Source organism: Amycolatopsis viridis (assembly GCF_011758765.1).
GTDB lineage: Bacteria > Actinomycetota > Actinomycetes > Mycobacteriales > Pseudonocardiaceae > Amycolatopsis_E > Amycolatopsis_E viridis.
The window spans coordinates 59,444-76,120 of the sequence record NZ_JAANOU010000001.1 but is presented as its reverse complement, the minus strand read 5'-3'; the positions used below and the strand labels follow the sequence as shown (position 1 = coordinate 76,120).

16 protein-coding genes are annotated in these 16,677 nt (G+C 69.8%); 5 read left to right on the top strand and 11 right to left on the bottom strand.

The features are described from left to right. Window positions 1–22: 22 nt before the first annotated feature. On the top strand, window positions 23–1,651 hold the full coding sequence (locus FHX46_RS00390) for a hypothetical protein (RefSeq protein ID WP_167109673.1): 1,629 nt from the start codon (window positions 23–25) through the stop codon (window positions 1,649–1,651). Here the strand turns inward: FHX46_RS00390 and FHX46_RS00385 are convergent. The 11 genes from FHX46_RS00385 to pdhA all read right to left on the bottom strand — a co-directional run bounded on the left by FHX46_RS00385 (window position 1,648) and on the right by pdhA (window position 12,003). Continuing rightward, the gene (locus tag FHX46_RS00385; RefSeq protein ID WP_167109672.1) at window positions 1,648–2,892 is read right to left on the bottom strand and encodes a hypothetical protein; all 1,245 of its coding nucleotides are present in this window, start codon (window positions 2,890–2,892) and stop codon (window positions 1,648–1,650) included. The genes FHX46_RS00390 and FHX46_RS00385 overlap by 4 nt on opposite strands. 94 nt (window positions 2,893–2,986) lie before the next feature. Further along, window positions 2,987–3,517 carry a DUF3558 family protein gene (locus FHX46_RS00380; protein ID WP_313885976.1) on the bottom strand — a complete coding sequence of 177 codons (531 nt, stop codon included), beginning with the start codon at window positions 3,515–3,517 and terminating at the stop codon, window positions 2,987–2,989. A 184-nt stretch (window positions 3,518–3,701) separates the two neighbouring features. Next, on the bottom strand, window positions 3,702–4,220 hold the full coding sequence (locus tag FHX46_RS00375) for a DUF3558 domain-containing protein (protein WP_243871198.1): 519 nt from the start codon (window positions 4,218–4,220) through the stop codon (window positions 3,702–3,704). Beyond that, a complete protein-coding gene (locus FHX46_RS00370) occupies window positions 4,217–4,657 on the bottom strand; it encodes a hypothetical protein (protein WP_167109670.1) in 441 nt (146 codons plus the stop codon). Before FHX46_RS00370 ends, FHX46_RS00375 begins: the two co-directional genes overlap by 4 nt. A 99-nt stretch (window positions 4,658–4,756) precedes the next feature. Next, window positions 4,757–5,287, bottom strand: a complete 531-nt coding sequence (locus tag FHX46_RS00365; protein WP_167109669.1) for a DUF3558 family protein — start codon at window positions 5,285–5,287, stop codon at window positions 4,757–4,759. Further along, a complete protein-coding gene (locus FHX46_RS00360; protein WP_208399942.1) occupies window positions 5,284–5,742 on the bottom strand; it encodes a hypothetical protein in 459 nt (152 codons plus the stop codon). Before FHX46_RS00360 ends, FHX46_RS00365 begins: the two co-directional genes overlap by 4 nt. Window positions 5,743–5,817: 75 nt before the next feature. Then, the gene (locus tag FHX46_RS00355; protein ID WP_243871363.1) at window positions 5,818–7,773 is read right to left on the bottom strand and encodes an ABC transporter ATP-binding protein; all 1,956 of its coding nucleotides are present in this window, start codon (window positions 7,771–7,773) and stop codon (window positions 5,818–5,820) included. After that, the gene (locus FHX46_RS00350) at window positions 7,773–8,321 is read right to left on the bottom strand and encodes a TetR/AcrR family transcriptional regulator (RefSeq protein ID WP_167120939.1); all 549 of its coding nucleotides are present in this window, start codon (window positions 8,319–8,321) and stop codon (window positions 7,773–7,775) included. Before FHX46_RS00350 ends, FHX46_RS00355 begins: the two co-directional genes overlap by 1 nt. A gap of 119 nt (window positions 8,322–8,440) precedes the next feature. Beyond that, window positions 8,441–9,760 (bottom strand): dihydrolipoamide acetyltransferase family protein, encoded by a 1,320-nt coding sequence (locus FHX46_RS00345; RefSeq protein ID WP_167109668.1) that lies wholly within the window; start codon window positions 9,758–9,760, stop codon window positions 8,441–8,443. Between the two features lie 6 nt (window positions 9,761–9,766). Beyond that, window positions 9,767–10,795 (bottom strand): alpha-ketoacid dehydrogenase subunit beta, encoded by a 1,029-nt coding sequence (locus tag FHX46_RS00340; protein ID WP_167109667.1) that lies wholly within the window; start codon window positions 10,793–10,795, stop codon window positions 9,767–9,769. Beyond that, on the bottom strand, window positions 10,795–12,003 hold the full coding sequence (gene pdhA, locus FHX46_RS00335) for a pyruvate dehydrogenase (acetyl-transferring) E1 component subunit alpha (RefSeq protein WP_167109666.1): 1,209 nt from the start codon (window positions 12,001–12,003) through the stop codon (window positions 10,795–10,797). Before pdhA ends, FHX46_RS00340 begins: the two co-directional genes overlap by 1 nt. A gap of 422 nt (window positions 12,004–12,425) precedes the next feature. On the opposite strand from pdhA, the gene FHX46_RS00330 reads away from it, so the two are divergent. From FHX46_RS00330 to FHX46_RS00315, 4 genes are all read left to right on the top strand, one after another. Next, complete coding sequence (locus FHX46_RS00330; RefSeq protein ID WP_313885975.1) at window positions 12,426–13,844, top strand: M20/M25/M40 family metallo-hydrolase; 1,419 nt, start codon at window positions 12,426–12,428, stop codon at window positions 13,842–13,844. A 133-nt stretch (window positions 13,845–13,977) separates the two neighbouring features. Continuing rightward, entirely contained in the window at window positions 13,978–14,916 is a 939-nt protein-coding gene (locus tag FHX46_RS00325) for an ABC transporter substrate-binding protein (RefSeq protein WP_313885974.1), read from the top strand. Further along, window positions 14,916–15,863 carry an amino acid ABC transporter permease gene (locus tag FHX46_RS00320; RefSeq protein WP_167109665.1) on the top strand — a complete coding sequence of 316 codons (948 nt, stop codon included), beginning with the start codon at window positions 14,916–14,918 and terminating at the stop codon, window positions 15,861–15,863. Before FHX46_RS00325 ends, FHX46_RS00320 begins: the two co-directional genes overlap by 1 nt. Then, window positions 15,860–16,633, top strand: coding sequence for an amino acid ABC transporter ATP-binding protein (locus FHX46_RS00315; RefSeq protein ID WP_167109664.1), 774 nt, complete (start codon window positions 15,860–15,862; stop codon window positions 16,631–16,633). Before FHX46_RS00320 ends, FHX46_RS00315 begins: the two co-directional genes overlap by 4 nt. Window positions 16,634–16,677: the final 44 nt, after the last annotated feature.

Sequence of the window (16,677 nt, the reverse complement as noted above, 5' to 3'; positions counted from 1 at the left end):
TGATCAATCGAGGAGGGGGAGAATGGCGGCACGCTGGCGCGCCGTGGCCGCGGTCGTCGGCGGCACGGCGTTGATCGGGTTGCACGGGTGGACGTACGGCAACTGGATCAACGACGACGCGGCGATCACCTTTGCCTACGCCCGTGACCTGGCCGAAGGCGCCGGTCCGGTGCTCCAGCCCGGGGCGGCGCCGGTGGAGGGTTTCTCCAATCCGGCGTGGCTCGCGCTGCTGGTGCTGGGCAAGGTGCTGCATCTGTTCGATACGGGCGCGATCTTCGGTGTCCCGGACTACGTTCTGTTTCCGAAGGCGCTCGGATTGGCCTGCTGTGCGGGAATTCTCGCTGCGTGTCACTTCGCGGTGAAACGCGTCACGCGATGGCCGTCACTGGTGACGGTGTTCGCGGGCGGCTTGCTCGCCGCGATCCCGTCCTTCGTGATCTGGTCGCTGTCCGGTTTGGAGAATCCCCTGTACGCGCTGGCGGTGGCGTGGCTCGCGGCGCTGTTGTTCCGCGCGCTCGCGGCCGGACGGGTGCACGACGTGCGGATCGCGGTGGGGGCCGGGCTGCTGGCAGCGCTGGCGGGACTCACCCGGCCGGACGGTGCGATCTACGTGGTCGCGTACCCCCTCGTCGCGCTGCGGTTCGCGCGGCGGGCGCGGACGGTGGTTCCCGCCGGGGCCGGGCTTCTGGCGTTCGCGGTGCCGTACGGCGCCTATCTGCTGTGGCGGCACGCGGAGTTCGGCCGGTGGGTGCCGAACACGGCCGTGGCGAAGAACCAGCAGCCGCCGGCACTGGCGAACGTGACGCGGGTGGCGGAGCCGGTGGAGTACCTGGGGTGGCCGGTCGTGCTGGCCGGGGTGCTGGTGACCGGGCTGGCGTTGTGGCTGGTCCCGGCCCTGCGCCGGCCGCTGGCCGGATGGCTGGTGCCGCTGGTGCTGGCGCTGGTGGCGTACTGCGTGCTCAACGCGGAGCCGGCGGGCGAGTTCCGGTTTGCGACTCCCGTGTGGACGATGGCGGCGCTGGTCGCAGCGGTGGCGGCGGTCGAGGGGATGCGGGCGCTGGCGGTGCGCCGGCGGGTGCTGCTGGCGGTGGTGCTGGTAGGCGCGGCGGTGCCGAGCGCCCCGGCGCTGGCCGATTCCGGTCGCGGGTTCGCGAGCGGGCCGGTCGTGCCGTTGTGTCAGATCGTGCAGCGGGACGGGCGGGTGTTCAACGGCTACGCGGACACGATCGGCCTGCGGGAGGGGTCGGTGCTGTTGCCGGACATCGGCGGGACGGCGCTGACGAGCCGGTTGCGGGTGGTCGACTCGGTCGGCCTGGCCGACTCGCACATTGCAGACCTGGTATCGGCGGGGGATTTCGCGGGGTTCCGGGACTACGTGTTCGACGAGCTCAAGCCGACGTTCATCCAGTCGCACGTGCCGTGGAGCGGCCTGACCGGGCTGACGCGCGACGCCCGCCTGTCCGGTGAGTACGCGGCGGTGGTGCTGGACCGGACCGGTCAGAACGGCGACTGGGTGCGGCTGGACGCCCTCGACGGCGACGACCTGGTCCGGCTGCGGGCGTACGCGCGGGTCGCGCTCCCGCGGGTGGAGGCCGAGCGGGCGGCGACCGGTCGGTGCGGGGCGGTGCTGCGGCCCGGGCAGCTGCCCTAGTTCGGCGGCAGGGCGTTGACCAGGGAGGTCTTCGTCTGGGCGAGGCGCTCGGACAGGGCGGCCGGGTCGCCGTCGAGGCCCTGGGACACCCAGATCGCGACGGCGTAGGTGCCCGAGGTGTACCAGGTGCCGCTCATCTGACCGGCCGCGTTGCTGCCGGTGACGGCCTTGGCGTCGGTGGAGCCGGACGGGATGTTCCGCAGGCCGGCGAAGAGGGCGTGGTCGTAGAGGCCCCGGATGATCGAGGCGGCGCCGGTGGCCGAGCCGGCGGGCAGGACCAGGACGAGGTAGCCCTGCGGGCCCTGGGACGAGCCGCGGAAGATCAGCTGGGTGACGCCGTTGTCCTTCATCAGGCGGCCCTCCTCGCGGGAGAACAGCTTGAGGTCGACGCCCTGGTCGACGGTGAGGGTTCCGTTGTTCGGGCTCGGCGTGCCCGGAAGGGCCGGCAGCCGCGCTTCGACGGACTGCGGTGTGGCGGCGGACGTGGGGGGCTGGGCCGCGGTGGTGGCGGTGGTGCCGTTGCTGCCGCCGCCCAGGAACCAGATGCCGCCCGCGACCAGCGCGGCAACGATGATCACACCGAGGGTGACGAACAGCCAGGTCGGCTTGCGTTTGCGCGGCGCCTGGAGCCGCGGCGCGGGGTCGAACGGCGGGTAGTGCTGGGGGTACGGCCCGGGGTGCAGCGGTGGCGGAGCCATGGTGGGCAAGGGCCGCGACGGCGGCGGCACCGGGTTCGTGATGACGGTCGGCGCGTCCTCGATGGAGGGGAAGTGCACGGAGTCGGTGGGACGCTCGTCGGCCGGACTGGGCGCACTCGTGGGCTTGCTGGTGGCGAGCAGGTGCGCCGAAATGCTCTGCGTGGGCCCTTCCTCGTTGGCGAGGGCGCTCTCGGTGGGTCCCTCCTCGATCTCGAGGGCGCCCTGCTGGGCCTGACCCGGCCCGCTCGCATCGTTCCGGGGCGGTCCGGCCGGTGGGACGTGCCCCGCGTCCGGTTGCCCCTGCCCGGTGTGCGGGCCGGCGGGCTGGGACTGTGGGGGTTGCGCCGACCACTGGCCCGGCTGCTGCACGGAGCCCGGGTTGGCCGGATTCGCGCTCTGCCACTGCGGCTGAATCGGCGCCGAAGCCCCGATGCCGGAGGCCGCGGCCAGCAGCTCGTCCCGCATCTTGCGGTGCTCGTGCTGGGTGATGGTGCCGTTGGCGAGGTCGGCGTCCAGACGGCGCAGCTCATCCTGCCAACTCATCCCAGGGCTCCTCGGTCAGCTTCCACGCGGTGGACGTCACCGAGAAGATAGCGCGATCAAGCGCCCCGTGGTTGCGGCAGTGCCCGATCACGCATCACGACACCGGGGGCAACAGGGGCTCCAGCTTCTCCGCGAAGGCCCGCGCGTTCGGGCACCCTTGCGCATCCTCGCTCGCTCGCGCCATGGTCACGAGCACCAACGCGAGCGCCCGATCCGCGACCTCCACCGCGACCGCGCAACCACCGGTGGAGATGTCAGCCTCCATGGCCTTCCGCGCATGAACCGAGATCTCCCGCACGCCCGTGTTGGTCGCGGCGAACTCCCGCAGCCCTTGCGTGGCGTCGAGGGCGATGCTGTACGTGGCGAAATCGAGTTTGGAGGCGGTGCATTGGTTGCGCCGGCTCTTGTTTTCCCCGGGATTGAACCCTTGCCCGGCGTTGAGCTGATCCAGCAGGCGGCAAGCATCAAGGCCCGCGAAAACGTCAGAGCTGTCAGGGCTTGAGCTGGACGGAACAACGGGCGCGGGCGACGGGCTCCCGGAGACGGTGCTGGTACAGGCGGCCAGGACGGTTCCCAGGACGCAGGCGATGCCGGTGAAAATCCGGGCGAAGCGGGACCTGATCACCGGGACACCTGGTTCCTGAGCTGGTCGAGAGACTTGGTTGCCGGCTCGTCGGCGTCGTCGTATCCGGCCAGCATGGCGTCATGGCCATTGATCGAAGTGTTCACCGCACCCCGGTTCGTAGTCGCGATATCGCAGAATCCCCTGCGCCGGTACCTCCGGTTGTGATCACCATCAGGCAGGCGACTCACTGCCCCTTCGGCAGCAAGGGCTCGATCTTTTCGGCGAACGATTTGGCGTTCGAGCACGCCTCCGCGTTCTGGCTGTACCGTGACATCGATACCGTGACGAGAGCGCGGGCATGTTCGGAGACCTTGACAGCTATCGCGCATCCGCCCGTCGGGATGTTCGCCTGCATGGCCTCACGTTCATTGACGGTGAGTGTCACCACGTTCGCGTTCGCCCTGGCGAATTCGGTGAGCCCTTGTACGGGGTCCAGCGCCAGGCCGTATGTCCCGAAGTCGAACTTCGTCACGTCACACTCGTTGCGGCGGCTGATGTTCTCACCTGGCCCGAAGCCCTGACCGGCCGTAATCTGTTCCACGATCTGGCATGCGTTGAGGCCCGCGAACACATCGGAGTTCGCCGGAACGGAACTCGCGCTCGGCGCCGGCGACGGAGTGCCGCTCACCGTGCTGGTGCAACTCGCCGTGGTGAATGCGAGACAAGTCAGCCCGAGGAGCAGCTGGGCGGGACGAACGTTCATCCGCAATTATCTTCCTGGGTCCGGAGAGTGCGCAAATCTTGGGTTGCCGCATCGTCAGAGCCGTTGTACTTGCTGATTGCGATGTCAATGGCTTCGCGAAGTGTTTCCAGCATCATCTGTGCTTGTTCGTAGACGCGGACGAGCGATCGGTCGTCCGAGTACATCGCTTCGAGAAAGTGTGCGGACGCCTTCCTGGCGTACTCGTCATCGCCGAATTTGGGCGCCTGCTTGAGTCGGTAGATCTTCGGGCTGATCCTCCCGAGTTCGGTCTGCATCTGGGTGACTGCCCTGTGCAGGTGTGAGCCCGTCTCTTCGTCCACCGCCCAGTGGCCGGCTTGGGCGTCGGCCAGCATGCGCTTTGCGCCATCGCTCATCGTCGTCAGCTGTTCGGTCCCGCCGAAGACGGCGGCTACCTGGCTCGCTACGCCGTCCGTCAAGAGCCCTCCTTCACTCGATCAGCATGACGAGGCCGATCAGCAGTTACCGAAGATAGCGTGACCAAGGCCCCGATAATTGCGGCACTGATAAATCACCCATCACGGCCCCGGGGGCAACAGGGGCTCCAGCTTCTCCGCGAGGGCCCGCGCGCTCGGACAGGACTGCGGGTCTTCGCTGATCCGCGACATCGCGACCGTCACCATCGCCCTGGCGTGCTCGCCGACCTCGATCGCGATCGCGCATCCTCCGGTGGGGATGTTCGCTTGCATCGCGTTTCGCCCGTTGATCGTGGTGTTGACGACGGTCTTGTTCGTGGCCGCGAATTCGATGAGCCCTTGTACCGGATCCAATGCCAGGCCGTATGAACCGAAACCGGGTTTGAGGACGTCGCATTCGTTCCGTCGGCTGATGTTCTCCCCCGGGCCGAACCCTTGCCCTGCGGTGAGCTGTTCGAGAACCCGGCAAGCATTCAGACCGGCGAAGACGTCTGCCGCGGTCGGCGTGGTGGGGGTGGTACGGGTGGTCGCTGGCGACGCTGAACCCGCGACCGTGCTGGTGCAACCGCTCACTGCAGCGGCCAGGCATCCGATGCCGGTGAGAACCCGGACGAATCGAAGGTTGACGCTCAATGGCCTTCCTGATCCTTGAAGACAGTGAGTTGTTTCGTAGCTGCCTCGTTCGACGCGTCGTATTTGCTTATCGCGACTTCGAGGGCTTGGCGGACGGTATCCAGTGTGTGCTGCGCGGCGTAGAAGACCCGGACAAGGGACTTGTCGTCGGAGTCCATGGCGCGGAGGAAGTGTGCGGCCACCTCCTTGGCGTACTTGTCGTTGCCGAGCTTCGGCGCCTGCTGGAGCCGGAAAATCCGTGGGCCAATGGTGGCGAGCCGGTCCTGCATCTGCGTCACGGCCCGGCGCAGGTGTGACCCGGTCTCCTCGTCCACCGCCCACCGGCCTGCCTGCGCATCCGCGAGCATGCGCTTCGCGTCGGCGTTCATCGCGTTCAGCTTGTCTTCGCCGCCGAACACGCCTGCTATTTCGGCCGCGGCGGAGCTGGCCGGGATTCTGTTCGTGTCCCCCGTCATGGCAAGTGGCTCCTCCCTGGGGGAGCACGATATCGCTCCGGCCACCGAGTGTCATCGGCTCGACGCGATCCGCAGTTACGCGGCTTCCTCCAGGTACGCCGCGGCTTGCAGGGTGAACAGCGACGCGTAGTCGCCGCCCTGGGACATGAGCTCTTCGTGCGTCCCTTCCTCCGCGAGGCGTCCCCGGTCGAGCAGCAGGATCTTCTCCGCCTGCCGCACCGTGGAGAACCGGTGCGAGATGTACAGCGTGGTCCGGCCCTCGGACAGTGCGCGCAACCGTGTGAACAGGTCGTGTTCGGCCGCGGCGTCCAGCGCCGACGTCGGTTCGTCCAGCACCAGGATCGGTGCGTCCCGCATGAAGGCCCGCGCCAGCGCGATCTTCTGCCACTCGCCGCCGGACAGGGACACGCCCTGGTCGAACCACCGGCCCAACGGGCTGTCGTACCCGCGCGGCAACCGCGCGATCCGGGCGGCGACCCCGGCGCGGGTGGCCGAGTCTTCGATCCGCGGCCGGTCGTCGAGCGCGCTCAGCTCGCCGAGCCCGATGTTCTCCGCCGCCGTTCCCTGGTAGGTCACGTAGTCCTGGAACATCGCCGAGATCCGGGATCGCAGGGCATCCGGGTCGAACTTGCGGATGTCGGTCCCGTCGAGCAGGATCCGCCCCTCGGTCGGGTCGTAGAGCCGGCACAGCAGTTTGATCAGCGTCGACTTGCCGGCCCCGTTCCGCCCGACCACCGCCACCGTCTCACCGGGCCGGATCTCGAACGAGACCCCGTCCATTGCGTTCTCCGCCGCCCCCGGGTAGCGGAACGACACGTTCTGGAATTCGATGTGCCCGCGCACCGGCTCGGGCAGCGGCGCCGTCACGGCCGGCGCGACGATCTGCGGCTCGGTGGCCAGGAAGTCGTACAGGGTGTCCAGGTACAGGTTGTTCTCGTACATCCCGGAGAACCCGGTGAACAACCCCTGCACCGACGTCTGCACCGCCGCCGCAGCCGCCGTGTACAGCGCGAGATCCCCGATCGTCAGCCGCCCGGCCACCGCCTCCAGCGCGATGTACAGCGCGATGCCGGAACCGGCGAGAGTGGACAGCAGGCTCCACGCCGTGCCCACGAAGTTGCGCCGGGTCGTCAGCTTCCGCTCGCGGGCGTACGCGTTCTGGCCGAGCCGCAGGAACCGGTCCACCAGGTACGGCCCGAGCCCGAACAGCTTGGTTTCCTTGGCGTAGGTGTCCGTCGTGACCAGTGAGTTCAGGTAGTCCATCCGCCGCCGGATCGGTGACATCCACAGGGTCAGCAGGAACGCCCGGGACCCGTACTTCGATTGTGAGATGAACGCCGGCACCGGCGCGAGCAGCGCCACGGCGGCCAGCAGCGGGCTGACCGACATCAGCAGCACCACCATGCTGGCGAACGTGATCGACGTCCGGACCAGCCCGAGCGCCGAGGTCAGCATCGACATCGGCCGCTGCGGCGCCTCCTGCGACGCCTGCCGCAGCTGGTCGTAGGACTCCGAGCCTTCGAAGAACTGGAGGTCCAGCCTGCTCGCGTGTGCCATCACCCGGTGCCGGATCGTCAACGTCATCCGCTCCTGCAGCAGCTGCTGGGCCGCGTTCGTCAGCGCGGTGCTGATCGCGGTCGCGGTGAACACGCCGAACTCCAGCGCGGCCAGCTGGACGATCCGATCGGTGCCGCCGCGGCCCTGCACCGCCGCGACCACCGCGTCCAGCAGCAGTTTCGCCACGTAGGCCGTGCCGGTGGGCATCAGCCCACTGATCAAAGCGGACAGTGCGATGAGGACGGTCACCGCGGGGCTCGCCCGCCACGCCAGTTTGATCACGCGCGGCAGTCCGCGCACCGTGCCGCCGGCTGAGGACCGGAACCGCTGCCACCGGGACCGCAGGTCCTTCGGCTGGTCCGGCGCCACCGCGTCCGGGATGTCCACCGGACCGGTCAGCCCGCTCTGCGGGACCGAGGTGCCGGCCCGCCGCAGCATCCGCCGCACCCCGATCGGTGCGCCACCGCTGTGCATCATGCGGCCACCGCCCCGTGCAGGAAGACGTCGACCAACTCGGCCGCGGTCGGTGTGGCCTGGTCGTCCCGGCGGCGCAGGAACACCATCGACAGGAAGATCGCCGCGAGCTTGTCGGCCGGCAGCCGCAGCCCGTCCTCGGGCGTGAACAGTTCGGCGATGGCCTGGCGCAGCGCGGTGACGGACTCGGCCCGCGCACCCTTCCGCGGTCCGCCGCGCTTGAGCCGGCCGGTCGAGTGCAGCGCCGCCATGAGCGCGCCCATCCGCTCCAGGTGCGCGGACATGGTCTCGGTGGCTTCGGCGAGCCGGTCGGCCAGCGGCTGGTCGAGCGGGATCTCGGCGATCGCCTCCACCGTGCTGTCCGGCTTGACCGCCTCGGCGACGCAGGCGTCGATCAGTTCGTCCTTGTCCTTGAACGCGCGGAAGATCGTGCCCTCGCCGATGCCTGCGGCGCGGGCGATCTGCGCGGTGGTGACGGCGGCACCGTGCTCGACGACCAGTGGCAGCACGGCTCGCACGATCATGCGCCGGCGGTCCTCGGGGTTCATGCCGGGTGCCCGGCGGCGGGCGGGAGCGGTCATGGCCCCAGTATGTGGAGTGAGCGCTCACTCCGTCAAGGGAGCAGGAGAACGGGCCGCGCCGGAACGACGCGGCCCGCCCGAACCGTTCAGTAGGTGAACGCCATTGCCGGATCGGCCAGCAGCGCGCCGACGTCGGCGAGGAACTGCGAGCCCTGCTGCCCGTCGACCAGCCGGTGGTCGAAGCTCAGCGACAGCTGCAACACCTTCCGGACCGCGAGCTGCCCGTCCACCACCCACGGCGCGTCCTTGATCGCCCCGAAGGCCAGGATCGCGGACTCACCCGGGTTGATGATCGGCGTGCCGGTGTCGACGCCGAACACGCCGACGTTGGTGATGGTGATCGTCCCGTCCACCATGTCCGCGGGCGGGGTCTTGCCCTCGCGCGCGGTCGTCGTCAGCTCGTCCAGCGCCCGTGCCAGCTCCGGCAGCGACATCGCGTCCGCGTCCCGGATCTTCGGGACGACGAGGCCGCGGGGCGTCGCCGCGGCGATGCCCAGGTGCACGTAGTCCTTGTAGACGATCTCGCCGGCCGCCTCGTCCCAGGACGCGTTGACGTCCGGCGTCCGCCGCACCGCCATGCACACGGCCTTGGCCGCGAACGCCAGCGGGGTCAGCTTCACGCCCGCGAAGTCCGGGTGCTTCTTCAGCCGCTCGCGCAGCTCCATCATCGGCGTGACGTCGATGGTCAGGAACTCGGTCACGTGCGGCGCGGTGAAGGCGCTGGACACCATCGCCGCCGCGGTCGCCTTGCGGACACCGCGGACCGGTACGCGCCGTTCGCGGGCCCCGGCGGTCGCGGGTGCGGGTGCGGCCGGCTGGGCCGCCCGCTCGACGTCCTCCCGGGTGATCACGCCGCCTTCGGCGGACCCGGTGAGCGTCGACAAGTCGACACCGAGGTCTTTGGCGAGCTTGCGCACCGGCGGTTTCGCCAGCGGCACGTAACCGCCCCGGGCCGATTCCGGCGCGGGAGCAGCCGGTGCCGGTGCCGCTTCTGCCGCAGCTGGAGCGGGAGCCGGAGCCGCCGCGGCAGCCGCCTTGCGTGGCCGTCGCCGTGCCTCGGTCGCCTTCGACCCGTAGCCGACCAGCGGCTTCATCTCTTCCTCGGCCGGTGCCGCTGCCGCGGACCCGTTCACGGTTGCCGGGGGCGCGCCCGCGCCGGCCGGGTTCACGTCGATGGTCAGCAGCGGCGCCCCGACCGCCACGGTGTCCCCGGCCGCGGCCATGAGCTCGGTGACCACACCGGCCCACGGGATGGGCAGCTCGACGGCGGCCTTGGCGGTCTCCACCTCGACGACGATCTGGTTGACCGTGACCTCGTCACCCGGCTGGACGCGCCAGTTCAGGATCTCCGCCTCGGTCAGGCCCTCGGCGGTGTCGGCGAGCAGGAACTGCTTGTACTCGGGCACCCCGCCTCACCAGCCCATCGCGCGGTCGACGGTGTGCAGGACGCGGTCCAGGTCGGGGAGGTAGTGCTCCTCCAACTTGGACGGCGGGTACGGGGTGTCGAACCCGGTCGCCCGCAGCACCGGCGCCTCCAGCGAGTAGAAGCACTCCTGCTGCACGCGCGCGGCGATCTCGGAGGTGATCGACGACTCCGACGGCGCCTCGCTGACCGCGACCAGCCGGCCGGTGCGGCGCACCGACTCGAACACCGGCGCGAGGTCGAGCGGCGAGAGCGTGCGCAGGTCGATGACCTCCAGCGACCGGCCTTCTTCGGCCGCGGCGGCAGCAGCATCGATGCACACCTTGACCGACGGCCCGTACGCGACGAGCGTGCAGTCGGTGCCCTCGCGCACCACGCGCGAGGCGAACAGCGGCCCCGGCGGTGTCGTGGTGTCCACTTCGGACTTGAGCTGGCCGTTGTGGTAGAGCCGCTTGGGCTCGAAGAACAGCACCGGATCATCGGAGGCGACGGCCTGCTGGATCATCCAGTAGGCGTCCGTGGGATTCGAGCAGGACACCACCTTCAGCCCGGCGATGTGCGCGAACAGCGACTCCGGTGATTCGGAGTGGTGCTCCACCGCGCCGATCCCGCCGCCGTAGGGCACCCGCACGACCACCGGCACCTTGACCCGGCCCTGCGTGCGGTAGTGCAGCTTCGCCAGCTGCGAGGAGATCTGGTCGAACCCGGGGAAGATGAACCCCTCGAACTGGATCTCGCACACCGGGCGGAACCCGCGCACGGCCAGGCCGACCGCGGTGCCGATGATGCCCGACTCGGCCAGCGGCGTGTCCAGCACGCGCTGCTCGCCGAAGTCCTTCTGCAACCCGTCGGTGATCCGGAAGACGCCGCCGAGCTTGCCGACGTCCTCGCCGAGGATCAGGACTTTGTCGTCGGCCTCCATCGCCGCGCGCAGGCCCATGTTCAGGGCCTTGCCGATCGTCAGCTTCTGCACGGCGGGTACCGCACCGTCCACAGGGGACTTCACCGGGGCGGCCATCAGCGCTCACCCGCTTCCACGAAACCGGCCAGGTAGGACAGGAACTCGTCGCGCTGGGAGTCCAGCACCGGCGACGATTCGGCATAGACGTTGGCGAACACGCGTTCCGGGGGCGGTTCCGGCATGTTGAAGCAGAACTCGCGCAGGTCCGTGGCGAAGGCGTCGGCCTCGGCCTGGATCTGGTCGAACCACGCCTGGTCGGCGTACCCGTTGCGGGCCAGGTGCACACGCACGCGCTCGATCGGGTCCTTGTGCTTCCAGACCTCCAGCTCTTCGGAGAGCCGGTAGCGGGTCGGGTCGTCGGTGGTGGTGTGGGCGTCCATCCGGTAGGTGAACGCCTCGATCAACACCGGCCCGTTGCCGTGGCGGCACTCCTCGAGCGCCCAGCGGGTCACCGCGAGGCAGGCCAGCACGTCGTTGCCGTCCACGCGGATGCCGGGGAAGCCGTAGCCGCGGGCGCGCTGGTACAGGGGGAGCCGGGACTGGCGCTCGGTGGGCTCGGAGATCGCCCACTGGTTGTTCTGGCAGAAGAACACCAGCGGCGCGTCGTACACCGCGGCCCACACGAAGCCCTCGTGCACGTCGCCCTGGGAGGTGGCGCCGTCACCGAAGTAGACGATGGTGGCCTCACCGTCGTCGTCGCCCACCTTGCCCTCGAACTTCTGGCCCATCGCGTAACCGGCCGCGTTGAGCACCTGGTTGCCGATCACGATGGTGTACGGGTGGAAACCGTGGGCCTGGAAGTCCCAGCCGCCGTGGTCGGTGCAGCGGAAGATGCCCAGCAGTTCCTTGAAGTCGACGCCGCGGGTGTAGGCCACGCCGTGTTCGCGGTAGCTCGGGAACGCCATGTCCTGCGGCCGCAGCGCGCGGCCGGAACCGACCTGTGCGGCCTCCTGGCCGAGCAGCGGGACCCAGATGCCCAGCTGGCCCTGGCGCTGCATGGCGTTGGCTTCCCGGTCGGCCCGGCGGACCAGCACCATGTCGCGGTAGAGCCCGCGCAGCGCGTCCGGGTCGATGTCGGAGATGTAGCGGTCGAACTGGGGCGAGGCGATTCGCTCGCCTTCGGGGGTGAGCAGCTGAGTCACCTCAGCGCCACCCGCGTCCGTGTTTCGCAAACCGGCGATCACCTGCTCCCGTGATGGCTGGGCGGCCTGTGCGGCCGGTCCTTCGCCGGGCTCCGGGTGCGTCCACTGTTCGGGGGACGGCATGCGCGTTCTCCTCGGTGTCCTGCCACGGGGCCGCTTGTGGCGGCCGCTCACGGCTTTGACCGGCAGCCACCGACGTTTCGGGTCCGAAGCGCTCGGCAGCCGTCGGCCGTGACGGCTTACGAGGGACATCCTGACACGAACAGGGGGTCCCGGTGCAGGTCCACGCCCGATTTGTTGCCGCGAAAGGCGTGCCTGAGCTGCGTAAACGCTAGGACGCCCGATACTGGCCGCACCGACATTCGGGCTGTCGCGCACGCCCTCACCAGCCGCGGCGCGCGGGGTGGCGACCGCACCGCGACGAGCCGGTCGCCGAGCGTGTTCGAAAGTGAACTGCATCACAGGGGGTGATGCGTGGCCGGTGCCGGCGGGCTGCTATCGCGAGGACGCCGGAGGGCGTGCTCCAGCTGGGGCAGAATGGCCGCGTGGAGCAAACAACCGTGCGTGAAACCGTCCGGCGCCTCTGGGCGAACGAGGTGCTGCCGAGCCTGTCCGGCCTGGTGGAGATCCCCGCCCTGTCGCAGGCGTTCGACCCCGAGTGGGCCGCCACCGGGCACCTCGCCGCCGCCGTGCGGCACGTGCAGAACTGGATCACCGGGCGGAACCTGCCCGGCGCGACGATCGACGTCGTCCAGCTGGACGGCCGCAGCCCGGTGCTGCTGGTCGACGTCCCGGCGACACCCGGTGCGGAGGACCGCGGCACGGTGCTGCTCTACGGCCACCTCGACAAGCAGCCCCCGGTCGGCGGCTGGGCCGACGGGCTCGGTCCGTGGACCCCGGTGGTCCGCGGGGACCGGCTCTACGGCCGCGGTTCGGCGGACGACGGCTACGCGGGATACGCGGCGACCGCCGCGCTGGAGGCGGTGCACGCCGCCGGCGGCGCCCACGCGCGGTCGGTGATCCTGCTGGAGACCGGTGAGGAGTCGGGCAGCCCCGACCTGCCGCTCTACCTCGAGCACCTGTCGGAGCGGCTGGGCCGCGTGACGTTCGTGGTGTGCCTGGACTCCGGTGGCAACGACTACGACCGGCTGTGGCTGACGACCAGCCTGCGCGGGCTGGCCCAGGTGCACGTCACGGTGCGCGTGCTGGAGACGGCCGCGCACTCCGGGCTGGCCAGCGGTGTCGTGCCGAGCTCGTTCCGCGTCCTGCGGCAGCTGCTGGACCGCATCGAGGACTCCGCGACGGGCGAGATCAAGCTCGCCGACCTGCACGTCGACATCCCGCCGAACCGGCGCGCGGAGGCCGCGGCGACGGTCGCGGTGGCCCCCGGGGCGACCAAGGGGTCGTTCCCGCTGATGCCCGGCATGCGGCCGGTCTCCGACGACGAGCTGGAGCTGCTGCTGAACCAGTCGTGGCGGCCGACGCTGTCGGTGATCGGCGCGGCGGGCCTGCCGGAGCCGGCGAACGCGGGCAACGTCCTGCGTGAGTCGACGACGCTGGCGCTGAGCTTCCGGCTGCCGCCGACGGCCGACTCGGCGGCAGCGCTCGCCGCGATCGAGAAGGCGCTGACTTCGGACGTCCCGTACGGTGCCGCGGTCGAGCTGTCCGGGGTCGAGGCCGCGGACGGCTGGAACGCACCGGACGCCTCCCCGTGGCTGTCCGCCGCGCTGGAGAAGGTGAGCGACGAGGTGTTCGGTGCGCCGTGGCGCAGCGTGGGGCTCGGCGGGTCGATCCCGTTCATGGGCCTGCTGGGTGAGAAGTACCCGGAGGCCCAGTTCCTGGTCACCGGAGCGCTCGGGCCCGATTCGAACGCGCACGTCCCGGACGAGTGGCTGCACCTGCCCCAGGCGCAGCGGCTGACCGAGGCGGTCGCGCACATGCTGGACGCCCACGCCCGGGGGTGAATCCGCACGGCCCGGGCCGGGGCGAGCCGTGAAGTTCAGACGTGACCCTTCCGATGCTGCGCGTACTCCTTTCGAATGGCAGGATGCGAGAGCTCAACGGTAAGACCTACTTAGAGTGACGAGGAGTAGCTCCGTGGCTCGTGCAACACACATCAAGGCGCTGGCCCTGCTGCCCGCCTTCGCCCTGGCCGGGCTGACCATGGCGTGCGGTGCGGGTGGCACCGGCTCCGGAGGCACCTCGCAGCCGGCCGGCGGGACTGGCGCGACCCAGTCCGAGGAGATCCCGGCGGTGGCGAAGGACCCGGCGCTGGCCGCCAAGGTCCCGCAGGCCATAGCGGCCGACGGCAAGATAATCGTGGGTCAGGACCAGAGCTACGCGCCCAACGAGTTCGTCGACGCGCAGGGCAAGGTCGTCGGCTTCGACGTCGACCTGGGCAACGCCGTCGGGCAGAAGCTCGGCCTGACCATGGAGTACCAGAACGCCGCGTTCTCCGGCATCCTCGCCGGCCTCGCCTCGGGCCAGTACGAGCTGGCCATGTCCTCGTTCACGGTCAACCCCGAGCGCCTGCAGACCGTGGACATGGTCTCGTACTACCGGGCGGGTACCTCGCTGGGCGTGCCGAAGGGCAACCCGGAGCACATCTCGCTGGACGACCTGTGCGGCAAGAACATCGCCGTCCAGCAGGGCACCGTGCAGGTCGACGACCTGGCCGCCCGCTCGCAGCAGTGCACCGCGGCCGGCAAGCCGGCGATCAACGTGCAGCAGTTCCAGGCGCAGACCGATGTGAACCTGCAGGTCCAGACCAGGCGCAGCCAGGCGATGCTCGCCGACTCCCCGGTCGTCGACTACGCGATCAAGCAGACCGGCGGCGCCGTCGAGACCGTCGGCCAGCCTTACGACGCCGCGCCCTACGGCATCGCGCTCAAGAAGGGCCAGGGCACTTACGCCGAGGCCGTCCAGGGTGCCGTGCAGGCCCTCATCGACGACGGCACCTACGCCAAGATCCTGGCCAAGTGGGGCCTGAACCCGAGCGGGACGCTCACGAAGGCGGAGCTGAACCCGGCCAGCTGATGACCGAGACACGTCAAGCCACCCAGTCGGAGGACATCCGCGCCGTTCCGGTCCGCCACTACGGCCGGTGGATCGCGGGTGTGATCATCCTGCTCCTGGCGGCCATCGTCATCCGCAGTGTCGTCACCAACGCGAACATGCAGTGGGACGTCGTCGGCGACTACCTGTTCGACGACCGGATCCTGCGCGGCCTGCAGAACACCCTGATCCTCACCGTCATCTCGATGGTGATCGGGGTGGTCGGCGGGGTCGTTCTCGCGGTGATGCGGTTGTCGCCGAACCCGCTCGCGGCGGGTGCGGCGGGCACCTACATCTGGTTGTTCCGGGGCACGCCGCTGATCACGCAGCTGGTGTTCTGGAACTTCCTCGCGCTGTTCTACCCGCGGCTCGGCCTCGGGGTCCCGTTCGGGCCGGAGTTCGTCAGCTGGGACACCAACTCGCTGATCTCGCCGTTCACCGCGGCCCTGCTGGGCCTGGGCCTGAACGAGGCCGCCTACATGGCCGAGATCGTGCGCGGCGGCATCCTGTCGGTCGACGCCGGCCAGCTGGAGGCCGCCAGTGCGCTCGGCATGTCGCGGGCCAAGACGCTGCGGCGGATCATCCTGCCGCAGGCGATGCGGGTGATCATCCCGCCGACCGGCAACGAGACCATCGCGATGCTCAAGACGACGTCGCTGGTGGTGGTCATCGGGTACTTCGAGCTGATGACGTCGGCGCAGCAGATCTACGCGCAGAACTACCGGATCGCGCCGCTGCTGATCACGGCCGCGCTGTGGTACCTGTTCATGACCACGATCCTGACGCTGGTGCAGATGCAGATCGAGCGGCGGTTCGCCCGCGGGACTTCCCGGCAGGTGGGCGAGCGCACGAAGTGGACGAGCCGCATGCTCGGGTTCCGGTACGGCTCGGGCGGTGGCGGCGGTATCGGGGGAGGTGCGGTGGGATGACCCCGGTCGTCCAGGCGCAGGGCATCCACAAGCGGTTCGGCCGGCTCGAGGTGCTCAAGGGCATCGACTTCGAGGTGCAGGAGCGGGAGGTCGCCTGCCTCATCGGTCCGTCCGGCTCGGGCAAGTCGACGCTGCTGCGGTGCATCAACCACCTGGAGAAGGTCAACGCCGGCCGGCTCTACGTCGACGGCGAGCTCGTCGGCTACCGGCAACGCGGCGAGCGGCTGTACGAGCTGCGGGACAGCGAGATCGCCCAGCAGCGCCGCAACATCGGCATGGTGTTCCAGCGCTTCAACCTGTTCCCGCACATGACGGCGCTGGAGAACGTCATGGAGGCGCCGGTGCAGGTGCGGCGGGAGAGCAAGCAGGCCGCGCGTGAGCGGGCCCGCGAACTGCTCGACCGGGTGGGCCTCGCGGACAAGGAGAGCTCCTACCCCGCGCAGCTCTCCGGCGGTCAGCAGCAGCGGGTCGCGATCGCCCGTGCGCTCGCGATGCAGCCCCGGCTGATGCTGTTCGACGAGCCGACGTCGGCGCTGGACCCGGAACTGGTCGGCGACGTGCTGGGTGTGATGCGGCAGCTGGCGCGTGACGGCATGACGATGGTCGTGGTGACGCACGAGATGCAGTTCGCCCGCGAGGTGGCGGACAAGGTGCTGTTCATGGACGACGGCGTCGTCGTCGAGCAGGGTGCGCCGGAGCAGGTGATCGGGGACCCGCGGCACGAGCGCACGCGCGCGTTCCTGGCGCGCGTTCTCAAACCCGAGCAGTAGCGCCGGGAACCCCTCACCCGCGAGGATCGTCGGAGCAGGTGTGG